Source organism: Paraburkholderia sp. J76 (assembly GCF_905220295.1).
Classification (GTDB): domain Bacteria; phylum Pseudomonadota; class Gammaproteobacteria; order Burkholderiales; family Burkholderiaceae; genus Paraburkholderia.
The window spans coordinates 666,864-684,058 of record NZ_CAJMZJ010000002.1 but is presented as its reverse complement, the minus strand read 5'-3'; the positions used below and the strand labels follow the sequence as shown (position 1 = coordinate 684,058).

The window sequence follows — 17,195 nt, the reverse complement described above, 5'->3', positions numbered from 1 at the left end:
AACGAGCGCCGCAAGGGCGCTCGTTTTTCTTCGCGTATACCTGAGGCCGTGGGCCTCAGGAAATGCGCATTAAAGAACGCGGTCTAGTGCCTTGGCGAACCTGTCGACCGCGCCTTCGACGTCATGCAGTTTTTCGAGGCCGAATAATCCGATGCGGAAGGTCTTGAAGTCTTCGGGCTCGTCGCACTGAAGCGGAACGCCAGCCGCGATCTGGAGGCCGGCGTCGGCGAACTTCTTGCCGGAACGAATGCCGTCGTCGTCCGAGTAGCTGACCACGACGCCCGGCGCCTGAAACCCTTCGGCCGCCACGCTTCGGAAACCCTTGCTGGCCAGCAGCGAGCGAATGCGCTTGCCGAGTTCGAGCTGCTCCGCCATCACCTTGTCGAAGCCGTAGGCCTCGGTTTCCTTGATGACGTCGCGCAGCGTCGCGAGACTGTCCGTGGGCATCGTGGCGTGATAGGCGAACCCGCCGTTCTCGTAGGCTTCCATGATCTGCAGCCATTTGCGCAGATCGCAGGCAAAGCTGGTGCTGGTCGTCGCTTCGATTCTCTCGCGCGCGAGCGGGCTGAGCATGACGAGCCCGCAGCACGGCGATGCGCTCCACCCCTTTTGCGGCGCGCTGATCAGAATATCCACGCCGCTCGCCGCCATATCGACCCATACCGTGCCGGAAGCGATGCAGTCCAGCACGAACATGCCGCCTGCCGCATGCACGGCATCGGCCACGGCGCGCAAATAGGCCTCGGGCAGCATCATCCCCGAAGCGGTTTCGACATGCGGTGCGAAGACCAGATCGGGCTTGTGTTCCTTGATCGCAGCGACGACCTCGTCGATCGGCGGCGGTGCGTAAGCGGCCTGCCTTCCCGGTTCGACCGGGCGCGCCTTCAACACGATCGATTCCGAAGGAATGTTGCCCATGTCGAAAATCTGCGACCAGCGGAAACTGAACCAGCCGTTGCGAATGACGAGGCACTTCTTGTTCGTTGCGAACTGGCGCGCAACGGCTTCCATGCCGAAGGTCCCGCTGCCCGGAACTACCACGACCGACTTCGCGTTGTAGACCCTTTTCAGCGAGGCGGAGATGTCGCGCATGACGCCTTGAAAGAGCTGCGACATGTGATTGATCGAGCGGTCGGTGTAAACCACTGAATATTCGAGGAGTCCCTCGCGGTCGACGTTGGGAAGTAACCCTGGCACGCTCGCCTCCAATAAAAATAAGTTTTTGCCGCGACAAAAATAGATTCTAGCGAAAGGCGAAGCTTTGGGCAGCCTGCGGCGATGGTGCGATGCGGCAGAGCGTCGGCGGCTTGCGGGTTTGCTGCGCGACGCCGCGCTCAACCCGTGCGCCGTCCCTCCACCACGCGCGTTGCAGGCGCAACGTCCATCACCGCAAGCCGGATCGCGTCGATCAGCGCGCGCGCCGCGGGCGAGGGCGAGCCTTGCGCGCGCAGCGTGAGCCCGATATCGCGGCGCGTGTGCTGCAACGGCACGTCGAGAATCACCAGTTGGTTTGATTCGATTTCGTAGTGCAACTGCTGCGCCGAGAGCGCCGTGATCATGTCGGTGCCGAGCAGCAGCCCGCGAATCACCGCGAGATCGGCGGTTTCGACGGTCGGCAGCGGCGGTTTGAGCTTCACGCGGCGGAACTGCGCTTCGAGCAGCCCGCGCGAAGGCGAATGCGTGCGCGAGAGAATCCATTGCGCGTCGCGCAGGTCGGTCAGCGTGAGGCCATGCCTTTTCGCGAGCGGATGGTCGCGCCGCGCGAGCACGACCATGTCTTCCGACATCAAACGTTCATTGCCCAGGCCGCTTGCGGCGTCGTTCTCGCGCAGCGCGCCGAGCACGAAGTCCACGTCGCCTGCGCGCAGGCCCGCCACGAGCAGTTCATACGCGCTTTCGTCGGTCACGACACGTACGCCCGGATGTTGCGCGGAAAGACGGGCGATGGCGGCCGGCAGAATGAGCGTGCGGCCCAAAGGCAGCGCGCCCACCGTCACCGCGCCCTGGATATTGCCGTGCAGCGCCGCGATGTCGTCGGGTACGTGGCGCAGTTCGTTGAGCGCGCGCCGCACGTGCAGCAGAACGGTCTCGCCTTCGGCAGTGAGCAGCACGCCGCGCGGCCCGCGGTGAAAGAGCGTGACGCCCGAGCCGCTTTCGAGCACGCGCATGGCGCTGCTCACGGCGGGCTGGCTGATGCCGAATGCATTCGCCGTGCTCGGCATGTGACGGTGACGCGCGAGGGCGACGAATAGCTGCAGCCGTCGCGTGTTGAGCAGGTAGGCGGGCAGCGTGCCTTCGCTCAACGCGCGCCGGCGCGCCTGGCGCGCCGCGCACCACTGCGCGAGTTCTTCCAGTTCGCCGAAAATGCGCGCGCAGCGTTCGAGCACCACGCGGCCCACGGCCGTCGGCAACATGCCCGAAGGCTTGCGCTCGAAGAGCGGCGCGCCGAGGGCCGTCTCCAGTTCCTGCACCGAGCGCGTGACGGCCGATTGCGCGCGATACAGGGCCGAAGCGGCGCGCGTGGCGCTGCCGGTGTCGGCAACGAGACGAAAGGCGCGCAGATGCGCGAGGTTCAGGAGTTCGGGCTGGCTCACGGCTCGATCGTGTCGTTTTGGGTGGGATACGCGCCGTGTCTCATGCGGTGACGACGGCGGCGACCGTGGGAACTGCGGCGGCTTCGCCGCCCGCGCCCAGATGCAGCCGGTCGACCGGGAGATCGAGGCTCTCCTTCGAAATATGCGTGTGCTCTTTCATCAGCGCTTCGACGCGCGCGCCTTCGCTTGCGAGTTCGTTCTTTTGATATCTGTTTCGTTTATGAGGGCGTTCCCAGGGCGGCGTTGCCACCCCGTCCAGAACATAATTTCAGGATACCAAAAACCGTTGCGCCGCGTGGGTTTGGGCGCGTGGCCGAGCGTGCGGCAGCGCTTAAAGACCCTGAATTAAAGAGAAAAACAAAAAAATTCGTGGTTAACCCTTGCTTACCGTTGGGGCGCCGTTTTTGTAATTTCGTATCCCAATCGAGGGGCGAAGGCGTTTAGCCGGCGTATCCGGTCCAGCGCGCGGCGAGTGCGCCGCATGAACAGAAGCAGAGGGCAAGATCATGGCAAGAATCGTGGGCGGCATCGGCACATCGCACGTGCCGACAATCGGCATGGCATACGACAAGGGCAAGCAGAACGAACCCGCGTGGGCGCCGCTCTTCCAGGGGTACGAACCGGTCGCGCGGTGGCTCGCCGGGCGCAAGCCCGATGCGCTCGTGATGTTCTACAACGATCACGCCAACAGTTTCTTCTTCGACTGCTACCCGACGTTCGCGCTGGGCGTTTCGGCGAATCACGAGTTCGCGGACGAAGGCGCGGGCAAGCGGGCGCTGCCGGACATCGCGGGTCATCCCGATCTCGCGATCCATATTGCCGAGCAGCTCGTGAACGACGAGTTCGACCTCACGATCTTCCAGGACAAGCCGCTCGATCACGGCTGCAACTCGCCGCTCTCGCTCATGCTGCCGCATGAAGGCGGCTGGCCCGCGGCACTGGTGCCGATCCAGGTGAACGTGCTCCAGTATCCACTGCCGACCGCCAATCGCTGCTACCGCATCGGCCAGGCGCTGCGTCGCGCGATCGAATCGTTCGAACAGGACCTCGATGTCGTGGTGGTGGGGACAGGCGGCCTCTCGCACCAGGTGCATGGCGAGCGCAGCGGCTACAACAACACCGAATGGGACATGGAGTTCCTCGATCTGATCGTGAACGACCCCGAACGCCTCGCACGCATGAAGCACGTGGACTACGTGCGCCTTGGCGGCGCGGAAAGCGTGGAAACGATCATGTGGCTCGCCATGCGCGGAGCGCTGGGCGGCAAGATCCGCGAAGTCCATCGCAGCTACTATCTCGCGACCAGCACGGCGATGGCGGTCACGGTGTACGAAGAAGAGGGCCGGCAATGAATCCGCAACTGGTTGGCATCGAGGAACTGCCGGGCACCTATGCGTTCGACATTCGCCAGAGCATGAAGGCCATGCGCCTGAATCGCTTCTTCTGGGAAATGCGTCTGCCGCACGCGCGCGAACTGTGGCTCACCGACCGCAACGCCGCTTATGACCAGGCCGCGCTCACTGATGAGGAACGCGCGCTCGTCGACACAACGGACTGGCTCGGCCTCATTCAGTACGGCGTGTGCTTCTTCGTGCTGGAGAAGTTCGCGCGCGTGGTGAAGATCACGAATCTCGGCATGTACGCGAGCATGCGCGGCGAAACCCTTGATGCGTTCCTGAAGACGCGCAAGGTGCCCGACGCGGTTTGAGCCTTTAACCCTTCAATACTCGAATAAACAGATTTGTTAAAACAGGAGACCTGGAGCATGCAGAATCATAAGGACTACAAAAAGATTGCATTGGCGATTGCCGGGACCATCTGCGCGATGGCGTGCGCGACACCGGCATTTGCGCAGAGCAGCGTGACGCTGTACGGCATGATGGACTCCGGTATTACCTACGTGAGCAACCAGGGCGGCAAGCACAACGTCAAGATGGACGACGGCGTGAACGGCCCGAACCTCTGGGGCATGACCGGCACGGAGGAACTGGGCGGCGGCACGAAGGCCTTCTTTCAGCTCGTCAACCAGTTTCAGGTGGACAACGGCGCCTTTATGCCGAACAAAAGCCTCTTTAGCCGCACGTCGATTCTCGGTCTGAGCAACGACAAGCTGGGCAAGCTGACGCTCGGCAATCAGTACGATTTCATGACGGACTCGTTGTATTTCGGCGGCAACGATCCGGCGGAACTCTCGGGCCACTTCTACGATTTCCGTGCGGGCCCGTTCCAGAAGCTCGCACTGCCGAACAATCCGACCGGCGCGTTCGACTGGGACCGCATGGCGGGCGAAACCGTCAACAACTCCGTGAAGTATCTGTCGCCCGGGTTCGGCGGTTTCAGTGCGGGCGCGATGTACAGCTTCGGCGGCGTGGCTGGCTCGATCGGCACGGGCAACGGCACGAGCTTCGCGTTGAACTACGCGGCGCACGACTTCGGCGTGAACGCGGCCTATACGAACCTCAAGACCGTCGTGACGGGCGAGGGCGACGTGAGCGTGCGCAACTGGGGTATCGGCGCGCATTATCGCTTTGGCGGATGGATCACGAACGCACTCTTTACCACGGTGCATAACTCGGCCAATGGTGGTTCGGTGTACCAGGGATCGGTGGGCGCGCACTACAACTTCACGCCTGCGTTGAGCGCCGGCGCGTCGTACATGTACATGAAGGGCAACGAGGTGGTGGACAACAATCACGCGCATCAGGTCGCGGCGATCGTCGATTACGCGCTCTCCAAGCGCACCAGCGTGTACGCGCTGGGCGTGTACCAGCGAGCCAGTTCGGGCGGTCTTGCGCAGATCAACGGCATGAATTCCGCGGATGGCGCTTCGAGCGGTCAGAGCCAGGCGGTCGCGCGCGTGGGCCTGCATACGCACTTCTAATGCACGGGGTGGGTTGACGCCGTCCGGTCACATGATCGGGCGGCGTTTTTCATGGTGCGCGTCCTTTCACGCAATGCACGCGAATTAGGCAAAATAACGTCAATCGAAACATTACTCGCGTGACGAGAAAGGAAGTTTCATGACGGACACCGTGGATTGCGTGGTGATCGGCGCGGGCGTGGTCGGTCTCGCTGTTGCGCGCGCGTGCGCGCAACAGGGCTGGGAAACCGTCCTCGTCGAGGCGGAGAACGCCATCGGCACGGGCACCAGCTCGCGCAACAGCGAAGTGATACACGCGGGCATTTACTATCCGCAGGGCTCGCTCAAGGCGCGGCTGTGCGTGCAAGGCAAGCACAAGCTCTATGCGTATTGCGAAGAAAAGGGCGTGGAGTACAGCCGCTGCGGCAAGTTCATTGTCGCGACGCACGAAGGGCAACTCGACGCCCTGCGCGCGATTCGCGCGGCGGCGGCCGCCAACGGCGTGGACGACCTGCGCTGGCTCGAACGCGACGAGGCGCGCGCACGGGAACCCGCGCTCCATTGCGTGGCGGCGCTCGAATCGCCCTCAACGGGCATTGTCGACAGCCACGGCTTGATGCTCGCGCTGCAGGGCGACTTCGAGGCGGCGGGCGGCATGCTCGCGTTCTGCTCGCCGGTCACGGGCGGCCTCGCACGGCCGGGGCAGCCGACGCTGCTGAAGGTAGGCGGCGACGAGCCGATGGAACTGCTCGCCACGCGCGTGGTGAACAGCGCGGGCCTTTACGCGCAGCAGGTGGCGGCGTGCATCGAAGGCATACCGGCGCCATCCATCCCGCCGGGGCGCTACGCGAAGGGCAATTATTATTCGCTCGCGGGCGCAGCGCCGTTTTCAAGGCTTATCTATCCGGTGCCGGAGGAAGGGGGCCTCGGCGTACACCTCACGATCGATCTTGGCCGCCAGGCGCGCTTTGGCCCCGACGTGGAGTGGATCGATGCGATCGACTACACCGTGGACCCGGGCCGCGCGGCAAAATTCTACGAGGCGATTCGCACTTACTGGCCGGCGCTGCCTGACGACGCGCTGCAACCGGGTTATGCTGGCATTCGCCCGAAGCTGGCGCAGGGCAAACACAGCGGCGACTTCGTGATCCAGGACGCGCGCGAACACGGCGTGAGCGGGCTAGTGAATCTCTACGGCATCGAGTCGCCGGGGCTGACGGCTTCGCTCGCGATTGCGGACGAAGTGGTCGAACGCTTGAACATCAACTGACTGCAGTATTGAATCAACGCGACACAACGCAAAACACGAGGAGAACAGGATGGTCTACGAAATGGCGCATATCACGGTGAGCGCAGGCAAGAACGCCGAATTCGAGGCGGCCGTGGCGCAAGCGCTGCCGCTCTTTCACCGCGCGCGCGGCTGCCGCGCCGTTGAACTGCAACGCGGCGTGGAAGAGCCGAACCAGTACGGGCTCGTCGTGCAGTGGGATACCCTTGAGGACCACATGGTGCTCTTTCGCGAGTCCGCGGATTTTCAGGAGTGGCGGCGCCTTGTCGGCCCGTACTTCGAAAAGCCGCCGGTTGTGGGGCATACCGAGGTCGTGGTGAAGTAGCGGACTGAGCGCGGCCAGGCCGCGCTTACGCCTTGATACCAAACCCCTCCACATACCCCGCCGCGTCCTCGCCGTCCCAAACGTGGCCATCGACGAACGGCGCGGTTGCCGCGGCGGCCGGCACCGCGATTCCCATGGCCGCCGCCGCTTGTCCGTACAGCGCCGTCTGGTTCAAGTCGCGCGCGATCTCGCGATAGTCACTTCGGCGCGCGAGCATGCCCCATCGTTCGAACTGCGTAATAAACCATACCCCCTCCGATTCGCGCGGATAATTCACGCGGCCTTCCTCGAAAAACTTCATGCCCGGCGCGCGCGAAGCCGCATCCGTTTCGAGCCGCGCCGCGATTAGCGCGGCGTCCACGCCAAGCATCTCGGGGTGCGCGAGCCATTGCGCAATCTCGCGCCGGTTGCCTTCGCCGTCGAGCCAGCGGCACGCTTCGAGCAAAGTTTGCACGAGTGCGCGCGCCGTGTTCGGATGGCGCGCCACGAAATCGCGCCGGCAGGCGAGCACCTTCTCGGGATGGTCCTGCCAGATCGTCCCGCTCGCGATGATCGTGCGTCCCACGCCGCGCTGCTGCGCGAGCGCCGGCCACGGCTCGCCTGCACAAAAGCCGTCGAGGCGATCTTCCGCCAGCGCGGCCACCATTTGCGGCGGCGGAATCACTACGCTCTCGATGTCGCGCAGCGGATGCACGCCTTGCGAAGCGAGCCAGTAGTACAGCCACATGGCGTGCGTGCCTGTGGGAAAGGTCTGCGCGAACACGGGCTTGCGATCGAGCGTTGCGAGCGCCCGCGGCAGCGAGCCGTGTTCGGCAAGCGCATCGGCGAGACGGTTCGAGAGCGAGATCGCCTGGCCGTTGCGGTTGAGCACCATCAGCGCGGCCATGTCGGTTTGCGGGCCGCCCAGGCCGAGCTGCACGCCATACACGAGACCGTAAAGCGAATGCGCGGCGTCGAGTTCGCCGCAAAGCAGCTTGTCGCGCAGCGCGGCCCACGAAGGCTGGCGCGAAAGTTCAAGCGTGAGGCCGTGCGCGTGGCCGAATTCGAGCAGCTTCGCGGCGACGAGCGGCGCGGCGTCGGCAAGCGGCACGAAGCCGATCTTCAGATGGGTTTTCTCGGGCGCGGCGAGCGGTGTGGTGGCGTTCATGGGCGGTCCTGCACGTCGCCCGCCGCGACGACCTGGCGGGCAATCTCGGCGAGCTTCACGCTCTGGTTCATCGCGCGCTTGCGCAGCGCCGCGTAGGCGGCGGGTTCGGTCAACTTCTGTTGCTCCATCAGCATGCGTTTCGCGCGGTCGATCAGCTTGCGCTCGGCCAGTTCGTTCTCGGCCTGCGTGAGACGCTCGCGCAACTGCGCCTCCTGCGCAAAGCGCGCGAGCGCGACTTCGAGAATCGGCGCGAGGCGCTCGCTCGCGAGCCCTTCCACGAGATACGCGGTCACTCCCGCATGCACGGCCGAGCGGATCAATTGCTGGTTGGCGTCGTGGCTGAACATCAGCACCGGACGCGGCGCGGTGGCGTTCATCACCGCGAGCTGTTCGAGCGTGTCGCGCGAGGGCGATTCGGTATCGATGATGATGACGTCGGGCCGCTCGCGTTCGACGGTGCGATGCAGCGCCTGCGGCGTGGCGGGTTCGGCGAGCATGTCGTAGCCGAGCGTCGCGAGCGCGTCGCGCAGGTCGCCGATGGGCTTTTCGGTGTCGGTTACGAGCAGTACGCGCAGCATGAGGGTTCGGTGGTCGTCGGCATGACGTCTTCGACGGTTGATCGGTGCATTGCGCGCCATCGCTGGGCGCGCGAGACAAGTCAGCAAGGTATGTGCCAGTTTGTCGATAGCCCGGAGAGCGTTGCCGGGCGGGGCTGTGGGTGCGAGGTCAGGAAACGCGTGAGACAGCGCGTTGTGCACCGCGGCAGTGCGATGACTGAGGGAGCGCACACAGTTGGCGCATCGGGCTAGTCCGGAGCCGTGCGCGCGCCGGGACTCGCCTCGCGAAGGGCAAGGCCGGGCCGCGAAAGGGGCAGTCGTGCGAGGGAGGTGCGTGGTGCTCAAGCGCCGGGCTTGAGCACCACGCGAAAGCGCGCTTCGCCGCTCATCATCCGCTTGGCTGCGCCAGCGCGTCGCTCAACGCGTATATCTCGGCAGTCCCTCCATCTAACCGTCCACTTCGAGGGATCTTTGTTGTATGCCGGCTCATCCAGCCGGCGTAAACCAACTGCCGTTACCGAATCAAACCGCGAGTCGAGCGATCAAGGAATTCGTAAAAAGGCTTCACCTCGGCGTGAGCCGCGGCGATCTCAGCAATCGCAGGCTTCGCTTCGTCAAGCGTCTTCCCGCTGCGGTAGAGCAGCTTGTACGCATTCCGAATGGCTTGCATTGCCTCCTTGCTGAAGCCACGACGTTGTAGTCCAGTGGTATTCACTCCGACCGGCGAAGCGTGATTGCCTTGGGCAATGACAAACGGCGGCACGTCCTGCGCGACCCCAGAACAGCCTCCTATCATCACGTGCGCTCCGATGACGCAGAATTGATGGACTGCGCACATCCCGCCGATTATCACGTGGTCGTCCACGATCACGTGACCGCCCAAGGTGGCGTTGTTTGCCAGAATGCAATGGTTGCCAATAACGCAATCGTGAGCAACATGAGCATTAACCATCAAGAGGTTTTCATTTCCAATCTTGGTGATGCCGCCGCCTTGGACCGTGCCGCGATGGATCGTGACACTCTCCCGGATTCTGTTGCGGTCGCCAACCTCCACGAGAGTCGGCTCTCCGGCGTACTTGAGGTCCTGGTTTTCCTCTCCGATGGACGCGAATGAATAAATTATGTTGTCCCGGCCAATACGGGTATGCCCGCTTACGACGACGTGAGACTTGAACACCGTGCCCTCGCCAATCGCGACGTCGCTACCAATGCAGCAATAGGGACCAATACGGACCCGAGCGCCGATGATGGCGCCTTCTTCAATAACTGCGGTGGGGTGAATTACAGCCGTCTCGTCGATCACAAAGGAACCTCTCAGGAATGTCAGGGTTGGATCTGGCTCACATCGAATATTGGTGTGCAAGCAACGGCTCGCGGACTGATTATAGGAGTCTTCGTTTATGCTCGCCGATGTCCAATTCGAAGCGACGCGGCCGCGCGACGAGGGAAAATGCGGAGACGCGGCTGTTTTGTGGTGAGCATGAGACGCTGCGTTAAACGTCCAGGCCCCGGGCTTCGTGAAGAATCCATTTCGCAAATGCCTGTAGTGGCTCTTCACTTAACTCGATTGGCTCAGGAAGAACCAGGCAGAAGTTTTTGGTAATCGCTTTGCCGTCCGGCCAGGGCGCCACCAGACGGCCCTGTTCAAGCTCGGCCCCGATGTAAAGGCGCGGCACCAACGCGACACCGAGGCCAGCTAGCGCCGCCTCGATCAGCATCGAATGCAGGTCGTAACGTGCGCCAACCGCCGAATTGGTCAGCACAATGCCGGCCTCCTGCGCATATAGCTGCCACGCGTCCGGATTTTGTCGTCTGTGAAGGCGTGGCAACTCGTCTAGCGATGTGTTCGCGCCGGCGTCGGCGAGAAGTGCCGGACTACAGACTGGCACCAGCACCTCCTCCAGCAGTCGCTGCGAATGCATACCCGCCCACGCCGGATGCTCGAAATGAATTGCTGCATCGAAGCCGCTACCGGCAAGAATGAACGGTTCCATGCACTCGGCGATATGCACAGTGACGTTCGGATGCTTGTGTTGAAAGTGTTTCAAGCGGGGGATAAGCCAGCGGGTGGCAAACGTCGGAATGGCGGCGATATCGATGCTCGCGCCCTCGATCGGCTGCCCCATCAGATAAAGGCTGTCCCGTTCCAGCCGATCCAGTATCTCGCGAACCTGCACGGCATAGCGCGTGCCGTTGGACGCAAGCCGAACCCGGTTTCCAACGCGCTCGAACAGCGCGACACCCAAAAACGCTTCCAGGCGCCCAATCTGACGGCTGATGGCGCCCTCGGTCAGCGCTAGCTCTTCAGCCGCGCGCGCGAAGCTGCCGTGTCGAGCCGCGGCCTCAAAGGCCAGCAGCGCGGAATTGCTTGGAATCTTACGTCGCATCGGAGTTTTGCCGGTGGTTAGGCGTTGGACGCCACCTTGAACAAATGTCAATGAAGGCTGATTTTATATCGCTATATATGCGGGAAGTACCACATTAGCATTACGTTAATGCAATGAACAGCGATCGTTTGCAGCAATTTGCCCGGCCGTCATGAAGGACAATCTGATGATTTACACCGTTGAATGCAGCTTCGCCGATCCCGACAGCGAAGGCGAATGGAATGACTTCTACAGCCTTGAAAAACTGCCCGCTCTCATTTCGGTGACCGGCTTTCACACCTCGCAGCGCTTCAAGTCGATAAGCAGCGGCTGCCCGGTCTATCTAGCCGTCCATACGATTGACGATGTCGATGTCCTGACGGGCGACGAATATCGCCAGAAAGGCGGCGGCAATTTTGCAAGGTGGCAGCAACACATCACCGACTGGCACCGAAATCTCTACAGCGATATCGGCCTTGCGCCAGCAGTCAACGCAGACGAACTCCTCGCGCTTTGTGCAAGCGGCCCCGAACCCCTGATCCAGATGGGCCTCACGCCATTGTCGATGCAAGCCGTTGCCCTGGAGAAGTTTCCGGCACGCCGTTGGCTTGCAAAACTGCCCCGGCAATCTGCCCAGCTTGTCGGGAGCCTGTCCGAAGACGTGTACCTCTATTCGCCGATGACGGAGCAACTGACAAGCTCCCGAACCGCCCCGACAGAACAGGAAAAGTAGATCCGCAATGCCCAACGTCACTTTCCACATCCCTACGGGGAAAATGCCCTCTGATGAGAAGCTCGCCGGGCTTTCCCTCGATTGCGTCGATCTCTGCACAGGTGGCCTTCAGGCGGCACTCAAAAACGTTCATGGCATCTATGTCGAGGTTCGGCATGGGCATGGACATCCGGTTTTCGCGGAAATCCAATATCGCCAGGAAACGTTTCGCACGCCGGCCGTAATGACCCAGTTCATGGAAGCCCTTGACGACGCTATCGCGCGCCACACGGGTCTCACGGCGCGCATCCGTTGTTTTGGTTATGCCGCGTCGGATATTCACGCCCGAAATTAGAAGGCTTCTGGAGAAGAATTGTGTCGACCGTTACCTTTCCCAGTCAGCGAGCCGGGGATTTCACAATCACCGCAATCAGCGACGGCTATCTCACCGCGAGGCTGGAATCCTTGTCGAACATCGATCCGTCCGAGGCCGCCCGAATGCAAAGCGATGCAGCGCAGAAGCAGACCTCAGCCGTGCATATCAACTGCTACCTGGTACGCAGGGCGGGCCGCACAATTCTTATCGACAGCGGGGCCGGAGGCATCAAGCAATGGGGCGGGCGCCTGAAAACCAACTTATCGCTTGCCGGCGTCGAACCAGCCGAGATCGACACGATCCTGCTCACACACGCCCACCCTGACCATGTCGGAGGACTGGTGGACATAGCTGGACAAATTGCCTTTCCAAATGCGGAGCTTGTTGCTCATCAGCGAGAGGTCGCATTCTGGCAGGATGACGGAAATCTGAGTCGTGCCAGCGAGCGTGCACGCGGTAACTTTGCGATAGCGCGCCAGGTATTCGACGGATACCGCGACAAGCTTCGCACTTTCGATGAAGGAGAAGTCCTTCCCGGTATTAGAGCGATGCCGCTGCCGGGACAGACAGACGGACACTCCGGATATCTTCTCGGCTCCCATGATCAGACTGTGCTCGTATGGGGAGATATCGTTCATTTTCCTCATATCCAGATTCAACGACCCGAGGTATCGATTGCATTCGATCAAGACGCTTCCCAAGCTGCCGCCACACGATCACGGCTTCTCGATCTGGCTAGTTCGGAGGGACTGTTGATCGCCGGTATGCATTTGGGGGAACTGGGCTTCGCGCGAATAAAGCGAACGAGCACCGGCTACGGTCTACTGTACGAGAACGAAGCATCTGAACGGCGGCCCGTGGCCGAACCGAGAATTCGCCATGCACCGTCGGCCACCTAGCCCTGTTACGTCGTATATCGAACGCTTCGTCTGCCATGGTTAAAAACTTCCTCCCTTCGTATTAAACCAAGCTTCTCGGCGACTCGAAGCGATCCCAGATTCAACATGTCAATTTCTGCGACCACCGGAGCCAAACCGAGTGTTGCGCTTGCGTGCTGAAGGACTGGAAGTGCTGCCTCAGTGGCGATACCTGATCCCCACGCTTTGCGAGGCAAACGCCACCCTATTTCGACTTCCGTGTCACGGGCATCCGTTGGAGTCAAAAGAATCCATCCAAGGAACTCGGACGCGTCGCTTCGATTCCTGATTGTCCAATAGCCCATTCCCGGTGGGTAAGAGGCGAGCGTGCGGGTCTCAATGAATTCCCGATGCCGTTGGCCGTCACCCCACGGGCCGTCCACGAAACGCGTTACTTCTGGGTCGCAATCCATGGCCAGACACTCGTCGGTGTCCATCAACGCGCGGGGACGAAGGAGGAGGCGTCGGGTTTCGAAGGTGGGTTGCATCTGTAAGCTCTCATCCGTCGGAAACATGAGATCTGGCATTTGTCGAAGACGCCGACCGTCAACAATCGACGCGCCACAATGCGGTCATTCAAGGCGGCTGTCTGTCCGCCAGACTCACTGCCGAGTTGATGACGGGCAAACTAGCGGCTAGTTGCGAACTCAGCATGGGGAAATTACTCGCGTCTAAAACTGAGGATACCTCTTCCTACCGGATTTCCTGGTATTAACGGATTCGGCATCCAGGCCGTAGTGACGTTGAGTGTGTCTCCATCGAGTTTATAGAACCGTTCCTGCTCCGTGCCGTTCCATGCTTCATTCCAGGATGAGTCCACCTTTGTGATGAACCTATCCCCCTCTATCCGATACCGTCCTGTATAGGACACCATAGTGCGAAAAAGTGCCGCCAGTTTCTCGTCTGTATCGCCGGGCTCCCGCGTCCTTGCGGTAAGCAGTACTATCATTCGACCATGTGGGTCGAAAATGAGGTGCCCATTGGGGTCGGCGCCCCAAGGCTGGGTGCGTTCCTTTGAGTCCTGAAGCTCCGTTTCAAAGGAAATCAGCCGCCAGCAACCATGGAGCTTACCGTTACGCTCAGACATACTCCCTCCTGTTTTGACCCTCCCTCGGAGTAAGGGTCGCCTGGCGCGGCCGTCCGATTATCGGCGATTCTACTCCGTGCATGGAATGACGCAGGGCTAGAGCCCGCGCGGTGGCCGTGCTGAACGACATGTGAGCGTTTGCGCGCATCGGACAGCGGTCCAAGCGCGGCGACCCGGATAATCCGCAAACTGCTGATAAGCGCGATCACACCGACTTGCCTGCCGCCCCCTGTTGCCGTCTCATCGTCACGATGCTATAAAGCGGTGTCGGAAAAGGCAGACTTGGTTTGGTAAGCCCAAGTCCTTTCGGTAACGAAAGCTCTGGTCTTTGGCCTCGCGCACGAGATCCCCACGACGAACATTTGACGCGGTATAGGCGTCTGAGCGTTCGTCCGTGTGGATCTCATCGAGAAACGCTCCGGTCGAACATCGACACAGGAGTAGTTCATGCGCGCACATCATTCGAATTTCTACGACGTTGTCATTGCCGGGGCCGGTCCTGTCGGCCTCTTTCTCGCATGCGAATTGCGCCTCTTTGACCTCTCGGTCCTGGTGCTGGAGCAAGCCGAAAGCCCACATTCCCCTTTAAAACGCCTTCCATTCGGCATGCGCGGCCTCTCGGCGCCTACGCTCGACGCGCTGTATCGCCGTGGACTGCTGGATGAGGTAGTCGCGGTACAGCGTGAAAGCGATGCCGCAGGCAAGGTAGCAGGCACCCCGCATTGGATGGGTCAGCAGCGCCGGCCAGCCGGCCATTTCGCTGGCATCCAGTTCTATCACGACAATATTGACACTTCGAAGTGGCCGTATCGCCTGCCAGGCCCGGCCGGCACCAGCGTAGCCGTCGCACTCGAAACGCTCGAAACCGTATTGGCCAACCGCGCCATTGCGATGGGGGCCAAGATCCGGCGCGGCTTGGGCGTCGACACAATTCATGCTTCAGACGACGACGTGAGCGTTCACGCGGGCGGTCAAACTTTTGCCGGACAGTGGCTTGTCGGTTGCGATGGTGGACGCAGCGCAATACGCAAGGCAGCGGCGTTCGAATTCGTTGGCACCGATCCCGAATTCACCGGATATTCCGTCGAAGTCGAAATGGCTGACCCCGAGGCACTTCGACCCGGGCGGCACTACACGCCGACCGGTATGTTCACCTATGCGCCGCCCGGCACCATCGCGATGGTGGAATTTGATGGTGGCGCGTTTCACCGAACCCACCCAATCACGCTTGCGCATGTGCAGGCGGTGTTGCGCCGCGTGTCCGGCGCTGCTATCACCCTGACTAAACTTCAGCTTGCTACCACCTGGACGGATCGCGCTTTCCAGGCGACGACCTACCGTAAAGGGCGCGTATTACTTGCAGGCGACGCCGCGCACATCCATTCTCCATTGGGTGGTCAAGGGCTGAATCTGGGACTGGGCGACGCGATGAACCTCGGGTGGAAGCTGGCATCGACTATCCGCGGCGACGCGCCGGCCGATCTCCTCGACAGCTATCAGCGAGAGCGGCATCCGGTGGGAGCAGACGTTCTCGACTGGTCGCGCGCGCAGGTGGCGCTTATGCGCCCCACGCAAAGCACGCGCGCGCTTACAGCAGTCATCCGTGATCTCATCGGGACCCAGGATGGCGCAACCTATTTCGCCGAGCGTGTGTGGGGCGTATCGCTGCGCTACGACCTTGGCGGCGATCACTTGCTGGCCGGCCGCAGCGCGCCTGATTTTGAACTCATCGACGGAACTACAGTCGGTAGCCTTTTGCGCGATGGCAAGGGTCTATTACTGCAGTTCGATCGAAATGCATCGCTTCAAGCGCTTGCAAGCGTTTGGCGAAAGCAGGTCACCTATATCGCGAGCGATGCCAAGGAACGGCTCGGGTTGAGCGCTGTACTACTGCGTCCTGATGGATTCGTCGCTTGGGTGAGTGAAGCCACGCCTCGCGTCGAGGAATGTGCCGAGGCCTTGACGCGATGGTTCGGTGAACCAGGAAATGTGGTCGGATCCGCCTAGCCGAAAGCATCATCGGGATGGCCGCTTTATCTGATACGTCGGACGTATGGATGTCGCTGCGATCGTCCGAGCGTATGTCCCTTCATGGGCCGCAATGCGTCCCACCATCAAGCAAGACAGTCATCTCGTATCGTGCTCGCTGCAACAGGAATAGTCGACCTGGCAAGAGCCAGTCGATTTTTCAGGTAACGGACATAGGCGAGCGCGTAACGGCGCGTAATATTTATCGCATGAAAATCCCTGCCCGGACCATCAAGGACGGTAACTGAACAACCGTTATATAAGCGAGCATTTAAAAATGTCCGTACCGGGGAATATAATTGAAAACAACATTGCGAATTTCCATCGCGTCAATCGCTTGCGCGACGTTCCTTGCGGGGTGTGCAACCAATGAGCAGGGCCTGCTCGTTGTCGATCCGAACAAGGTAAACGAAATATTGGCGGGCGCGCTGAGTCCACCGCCAGCCCCGCCGCCTGTGGTCGTCGAAGAAGCCTATCAGCCGATGCCCAATGACATCTACATTTCGACTGTCGTCGATCGTGATGTGGTGTTTCTCGGCGGCGATACATATATCTGGGTGGTCGGCGCGGACGGAGTGCGGCACCGGCGCTTCTACGCCCATGGCGATCATCGGGAAGACGTCTTCCATCGCAGGGACGAACTTCACAAGGTCATAATGAATCATGGCGGTCACTTGCCCGACCACGCAATAGCCGCGCACGGGCCGATCGAACATCCTGGCGCCCCGAGCCATCCAGGCGCAGTCGCACAGAACCATCCGATGCCCGGCGCTATGCCAGTTGCGCACGCCGCCGCTCAAAGCAAGCCTGCCCCTGCTGCCAAGCCGGTGAAGGATGTCAAGAAGTCGTCGTAGCGTGTCTGGAAATTAAATGGTGGACGTGCGGAGATTTACGCTCCGCATTTTGCATACGGCCCGTAGCCACCGCTGCAAGTCAAT

The 17,195-nt window shown here is 61.3% G+C and carries 18 protein-coding genes; 10 read left to right on the top strand and 8 right to left on the bottom strand.

Annotated features, from left to right (window positions below):
- Nucleotides 1–69: 69 nt before the first annotated feature.
- A complete protein-coding gene (locus U5768_RS06505) occupies nucleotides 70–1,197 on the bottom strand; it encodes an aminotransferase class V-fold PLP-dependent enzyme (protein WP_322029542.1) in 1,128 nt (375 codons plus the stop codon).
- Between the two features lie 137 nt (nucleotides 1,198–1,334).
- Nucleotides 1,335–2,594: a LysR family transcriptional regulator gene (locus U5768_RS06500; protein WP_322029541.1), complete on the bottom strand. Its 1,260-nt coding sequence runs from the start codon at nucleotides 2,592–2,594 to the stop codon at nucleotides 1,335–1,337.
- A gap of 506 nt (nucleotides 2,595–3,100) precedes the next feature.
- Here U5768_RS06500 and U5768_RS06495 point away from each other — a divergent pair.
- The 5 genes from U5768_RS06495 (at nucleotide 3,101) to U5768_RS06475 (ending at nucleotide 7,067) form a co-directional block, all read left to right on the top strand.
- Nucleotides 3,101–3,946 (top strand): gallate dioxygenase, encoded by an 846-nt coding sequence (locus U5768_RS06495; protein ID WP_322029540.1) that lies wholly within the window; start codon nucleotides 3,101–3,103, stop codon nucleotides 3,944–3,946.
- Nucleotides 3,943–4,302, top strand: a complete 360-nt coding sequence (locus U5768_RS06490; RefSeq protein WP_322029539.1) for a protocatechuate 3,4-dioxygenase — start codon at nucleotides 3,943–3,945, stop codon at nucleotides 4,300–4,302. Before U5768_RS06495 ends, U5768_RS06490 begins: the two co-directional genes overlap by 4 nt.
- A 57-nt stretch (nucleotides 4,303–4,359) precedes the next feature.
- Entirely contained in the window at nucleotides 4,360–5,475 is a 1,116-nt protein-coding gene (locus tag U5768_RS06485; RefSeq protein WP_415913858.1) for a porin, read from the top strand.
- Nucleotides 5,476–5,614: 139 nt separating this feature from the next.
- Complete coding sequence (locus U5768_RS06480; RefSeq protein ID WP_322029538.1) at nucleotides 5,615–6,724, top strand: NAD(P)/FAD-dependent oxidoreductase; 1,110 nt, start codon at nucleotides 5,615–5,617, stop codon at nucleotides 6,722–6,724.
- A gap of 49 nt (nucleotides 6,725–6,773) precedes the next feature.
- Nucleotides 6,774–7,067: an antibiotic biosynthesis monooxygenase gene (locus tag U5768_RS06475; protein WP_322029537.1), complete on the top strand. Its 294-nt coding sequence runs from the start codon at nucleotides 6,774–6,776 to the stop codon at nucleotides 7,065–7,067.
- A gap of 25 nt (nucleotides 7,068–7,092) precedes the next feature.
- Here the strand turns inward: U5768_RS06475 and U5768_RS06470 are convergent, their stop codons facing one another.
- The 4 genes from U5768_RS06470 to U5768_RS06455 form a co-directional block, all read right to left on the bottom strand.
- Entirely contained in the window at nucleotides 7,093–8,214 is a 1,122-nt protein-coding gene (locus U5768_RS06470) for a CmpA/NrtA family ABC transporter substrate-binding protein (RefSeq protein ID WP_322029536.1), read from the bottom strand.
- Nucleotides 8,211–8,792: an ANTAR domain-containing response regulator gene (locus U5768_RS06465; RefSeq protein ID WP_322029535.1), complete on the bottom strand. Its 582-nt coding sequence runs from the start codon at nucleotides 8,790–8,792 to the stop codon at nucleotides 8,211–8,213. Before U5768_RS06465 ends, U5768_RS06470 begins: the two co-directional genes overlap by 4 nt.
- A 493-nt stretch (nucleotides 8,793–9,285) precedes the next feature.
- A complete protein-coding gene (gene lpxA, locus U5768_RS06460; protein WP_322029534.1) occupies nucleotides 9,286–10,074 on the bottom strand; it encodes an acyl-ACP--UDP-N-acetylglucosamine O-acyltransferase in 789 nt (262 codons plus the stop codon).
- A 190-nt stretch (nucleotides 10,075–10,264) separates the two neighbouring features.
- Nucleotides 10,265–11,158, bottom strand: a complete 894-nt coding sequence (locus tag U5768_RS06455) for a LysR substrate-binding domain-containing protein (protein WP_322029533.1) — start codon at nucleotides 11,156–11,158, stop codon at nucleotides 10,265–10,267.
- 166 nt (nucleotides 11,159–11,324) lie between these two features.
- Between U5768_RS06455 and U5768_RS06450 the strand changes: the two genes are divergently transcribed.
- Genes U5768_RS06450 through U5768_RS06440 form a run of 3 tightly spaced genes read left to right on the top strand, consistent with a single transcriptional unit; the run spans nucleotide 11,325 to nucleotide 13,124 of the window.
- Nucleotides 11,325–11,870: a sugar ABC transporter gene (locus U5768_RS06450; RefSeq protein ID WP_322029599.1), complete on the top strand. Its 546-nt coding sequence runs from the start codon at nucleotides 11,325–11,327 to the stop codon at nucleotides 11,868–11,870.
- 7 nt (nucleotides 11,871–11,877) lie between these two features.
- Nucleotides 11,878–12,204 carry a hypothetical protein gene (locus U5768_RS06445; RefSeq protein ID WP_322029532.1) on the top strand — a complete coding sequence of 109 codons (327 nt, stop codon included), beginning with the start codon at nucleotides 11,878–11,880 and terminating at the stop codon, nucleotides 12,202–12,204.
- 20 nt (nucleotides 12,205–12,224) lie between these two features.
- Entirely contained in the window at nucleotides 12,225–13,124 is a 900-nt protein-coding gene (locus tag U5768_RS06440; protein ID WP_322029531.1) for an MBL fold metallo-hydrolase, read from the top strand.
- 5 nt (nucleotides 13,125–13,129) lie between these two features.
- On the opposite strand, the gene U5768_RS06435 is transcribed toward U5768_RS06440, so the two are convergent.
- Nucleotides 13,130–13,630: a GNAT family N-acetyltransferase gene (locus U5768_RS06435; RefSeq protein ID WP_322029530.1), complete on the bottom strand. Its 501-nt coding sequence runs from the start codon at nucleotides 13,628–13,630 to the stop codon at nucleotides 13,130–13,132.
- 173 nt (nucleotides 13,631–13,803) lie between these two features.
- Nucleotides 13,804–14,229, bottom strand: coding sequence for a lipocalin-like domain-containing protein (locus U5768_RS06430; RefSeq protein WP_322029529.1), 426 nt, complete (start codon nucleotides 14,227–14,229; stop codon nucleotides 13,804–13,806).
- A gap of 447 nt (nucleotides 14,230–14,676) precedes the next feature.
- Between U5768_RS06430 and U5768_RS06425 the strand changes: the two genes are divergently transcribed.
- Nucleotides 14,677–16,236, top strand: a complete 1,560-nt coding sequence (locus tag U5768_RS06425; protein WP_322029528.1) for an FAD-dependent monooxygenase — start codon at nucleotides 14,677–14,679, stop codon at nucleotides 16,234–16,236.
- A gap of 320 nt (nucleotides 16,237–16,556) precedes the next feature.
- On the top strand, nucleotides 16,557–17,111 hold the full coding sequence (locus U5768_RS06420) for a hypothetical protein (RefSeq protein ID WP_322029527.1): 555 nt from the start codon (nucleotides 16,557–16,559) through the stop codon (nucleotides 17,109–17,111).
- Nucleotides 17,112–17,195 lie beyond the last annotated feature (84 nt).

Coding starts and splice junctions, on each gene's coding strand:
- U5768_RS06495 (WP_322029540.1), top strand. CDS start 3,101: ATGGCAAGAATCGTGGGCGGCATCGGCACATCGCACGTGCCGACAATC.
- U5768_RS06490 (WP_322029539.1), top strand. CDS start 3,943: ATGAATCCGCAACTGGTTGGCATCGAGGAACTGCCGGGCACCTATGCG.
- U5768_RS06485 (WP_415913858.1), top strand. CDS start 4,360: ATGCAGAATCATAAGGACTACAAAAAGATTGCATTGGCGATTGCCGGG.
- U5768_RS06480 (WP_322029538.1), top strand. CDS start 5,615: ATGACGGACACCGTGGATTGCGTGGTGATCGGCGCGGGCGTGGTCGGT.
- U5768_RS06475 (WP_322029537.1), top strand. CDS start 6,774: ATGGTCTACGAAATGGCGCATATCACGGTGAGCGCAGGCAAGAACGCC.
- U5768_RS06470 (WP_322029536.1), bottom strand. CDS start 8,214: ATGAACGCCACCACACCGCTCGCCGCGCCCGAGAAAACCCATCTGAAG.
- U5768_RS06465 (WP_322029535.1), bottom strand. CDS start 8,792: ATGCTGCGCGTACTGCTCGTAACCGACACCGAAAAGCCCATCGGCGAC.
- U5768_RS06455 (WP_322029533.1), bottom strand. CDS start 11,158: ATGCGACGTAAGATTCCAAGCAATTCCGCGCTGCTGGCCTTTGAGGCC.
- U5768_RS06450 (WP_322029599.1), top strand. CDS start 11,325: ATGATTTACACCGTTGAATGCAGCTTCGCCGATCCCGACAGCGAAGGC.
- U5768_RS06445 (WP_322029532.1), top strand. CDS start 11,878: ATGCCCAACGTCACTTTCCACATCCCTACGGGGAAAATGCCCTCTGAT.
- U5768_RS06435 (WP_322029530.1), bottom strand. CDS start 13,630: ATGCAACCCACCTTCGAAACCCGACGCCTCCTCCTTCGTCCCCGCGCG.
- U5768_RS06430 (WP_322029529.1), bottom strand. CDS start 14,229: ATGTCTGAGCGTAACGGTAAGCTCCATGGTTGCTGGCGGCTGATTTCC.
- U5768_RS06425 (WP_322029528.1), top strand. CDS start 14,677: ATGCGCGCACATCATTCGAATTTCTACGACGTTGTCATTGCCGGGGCC.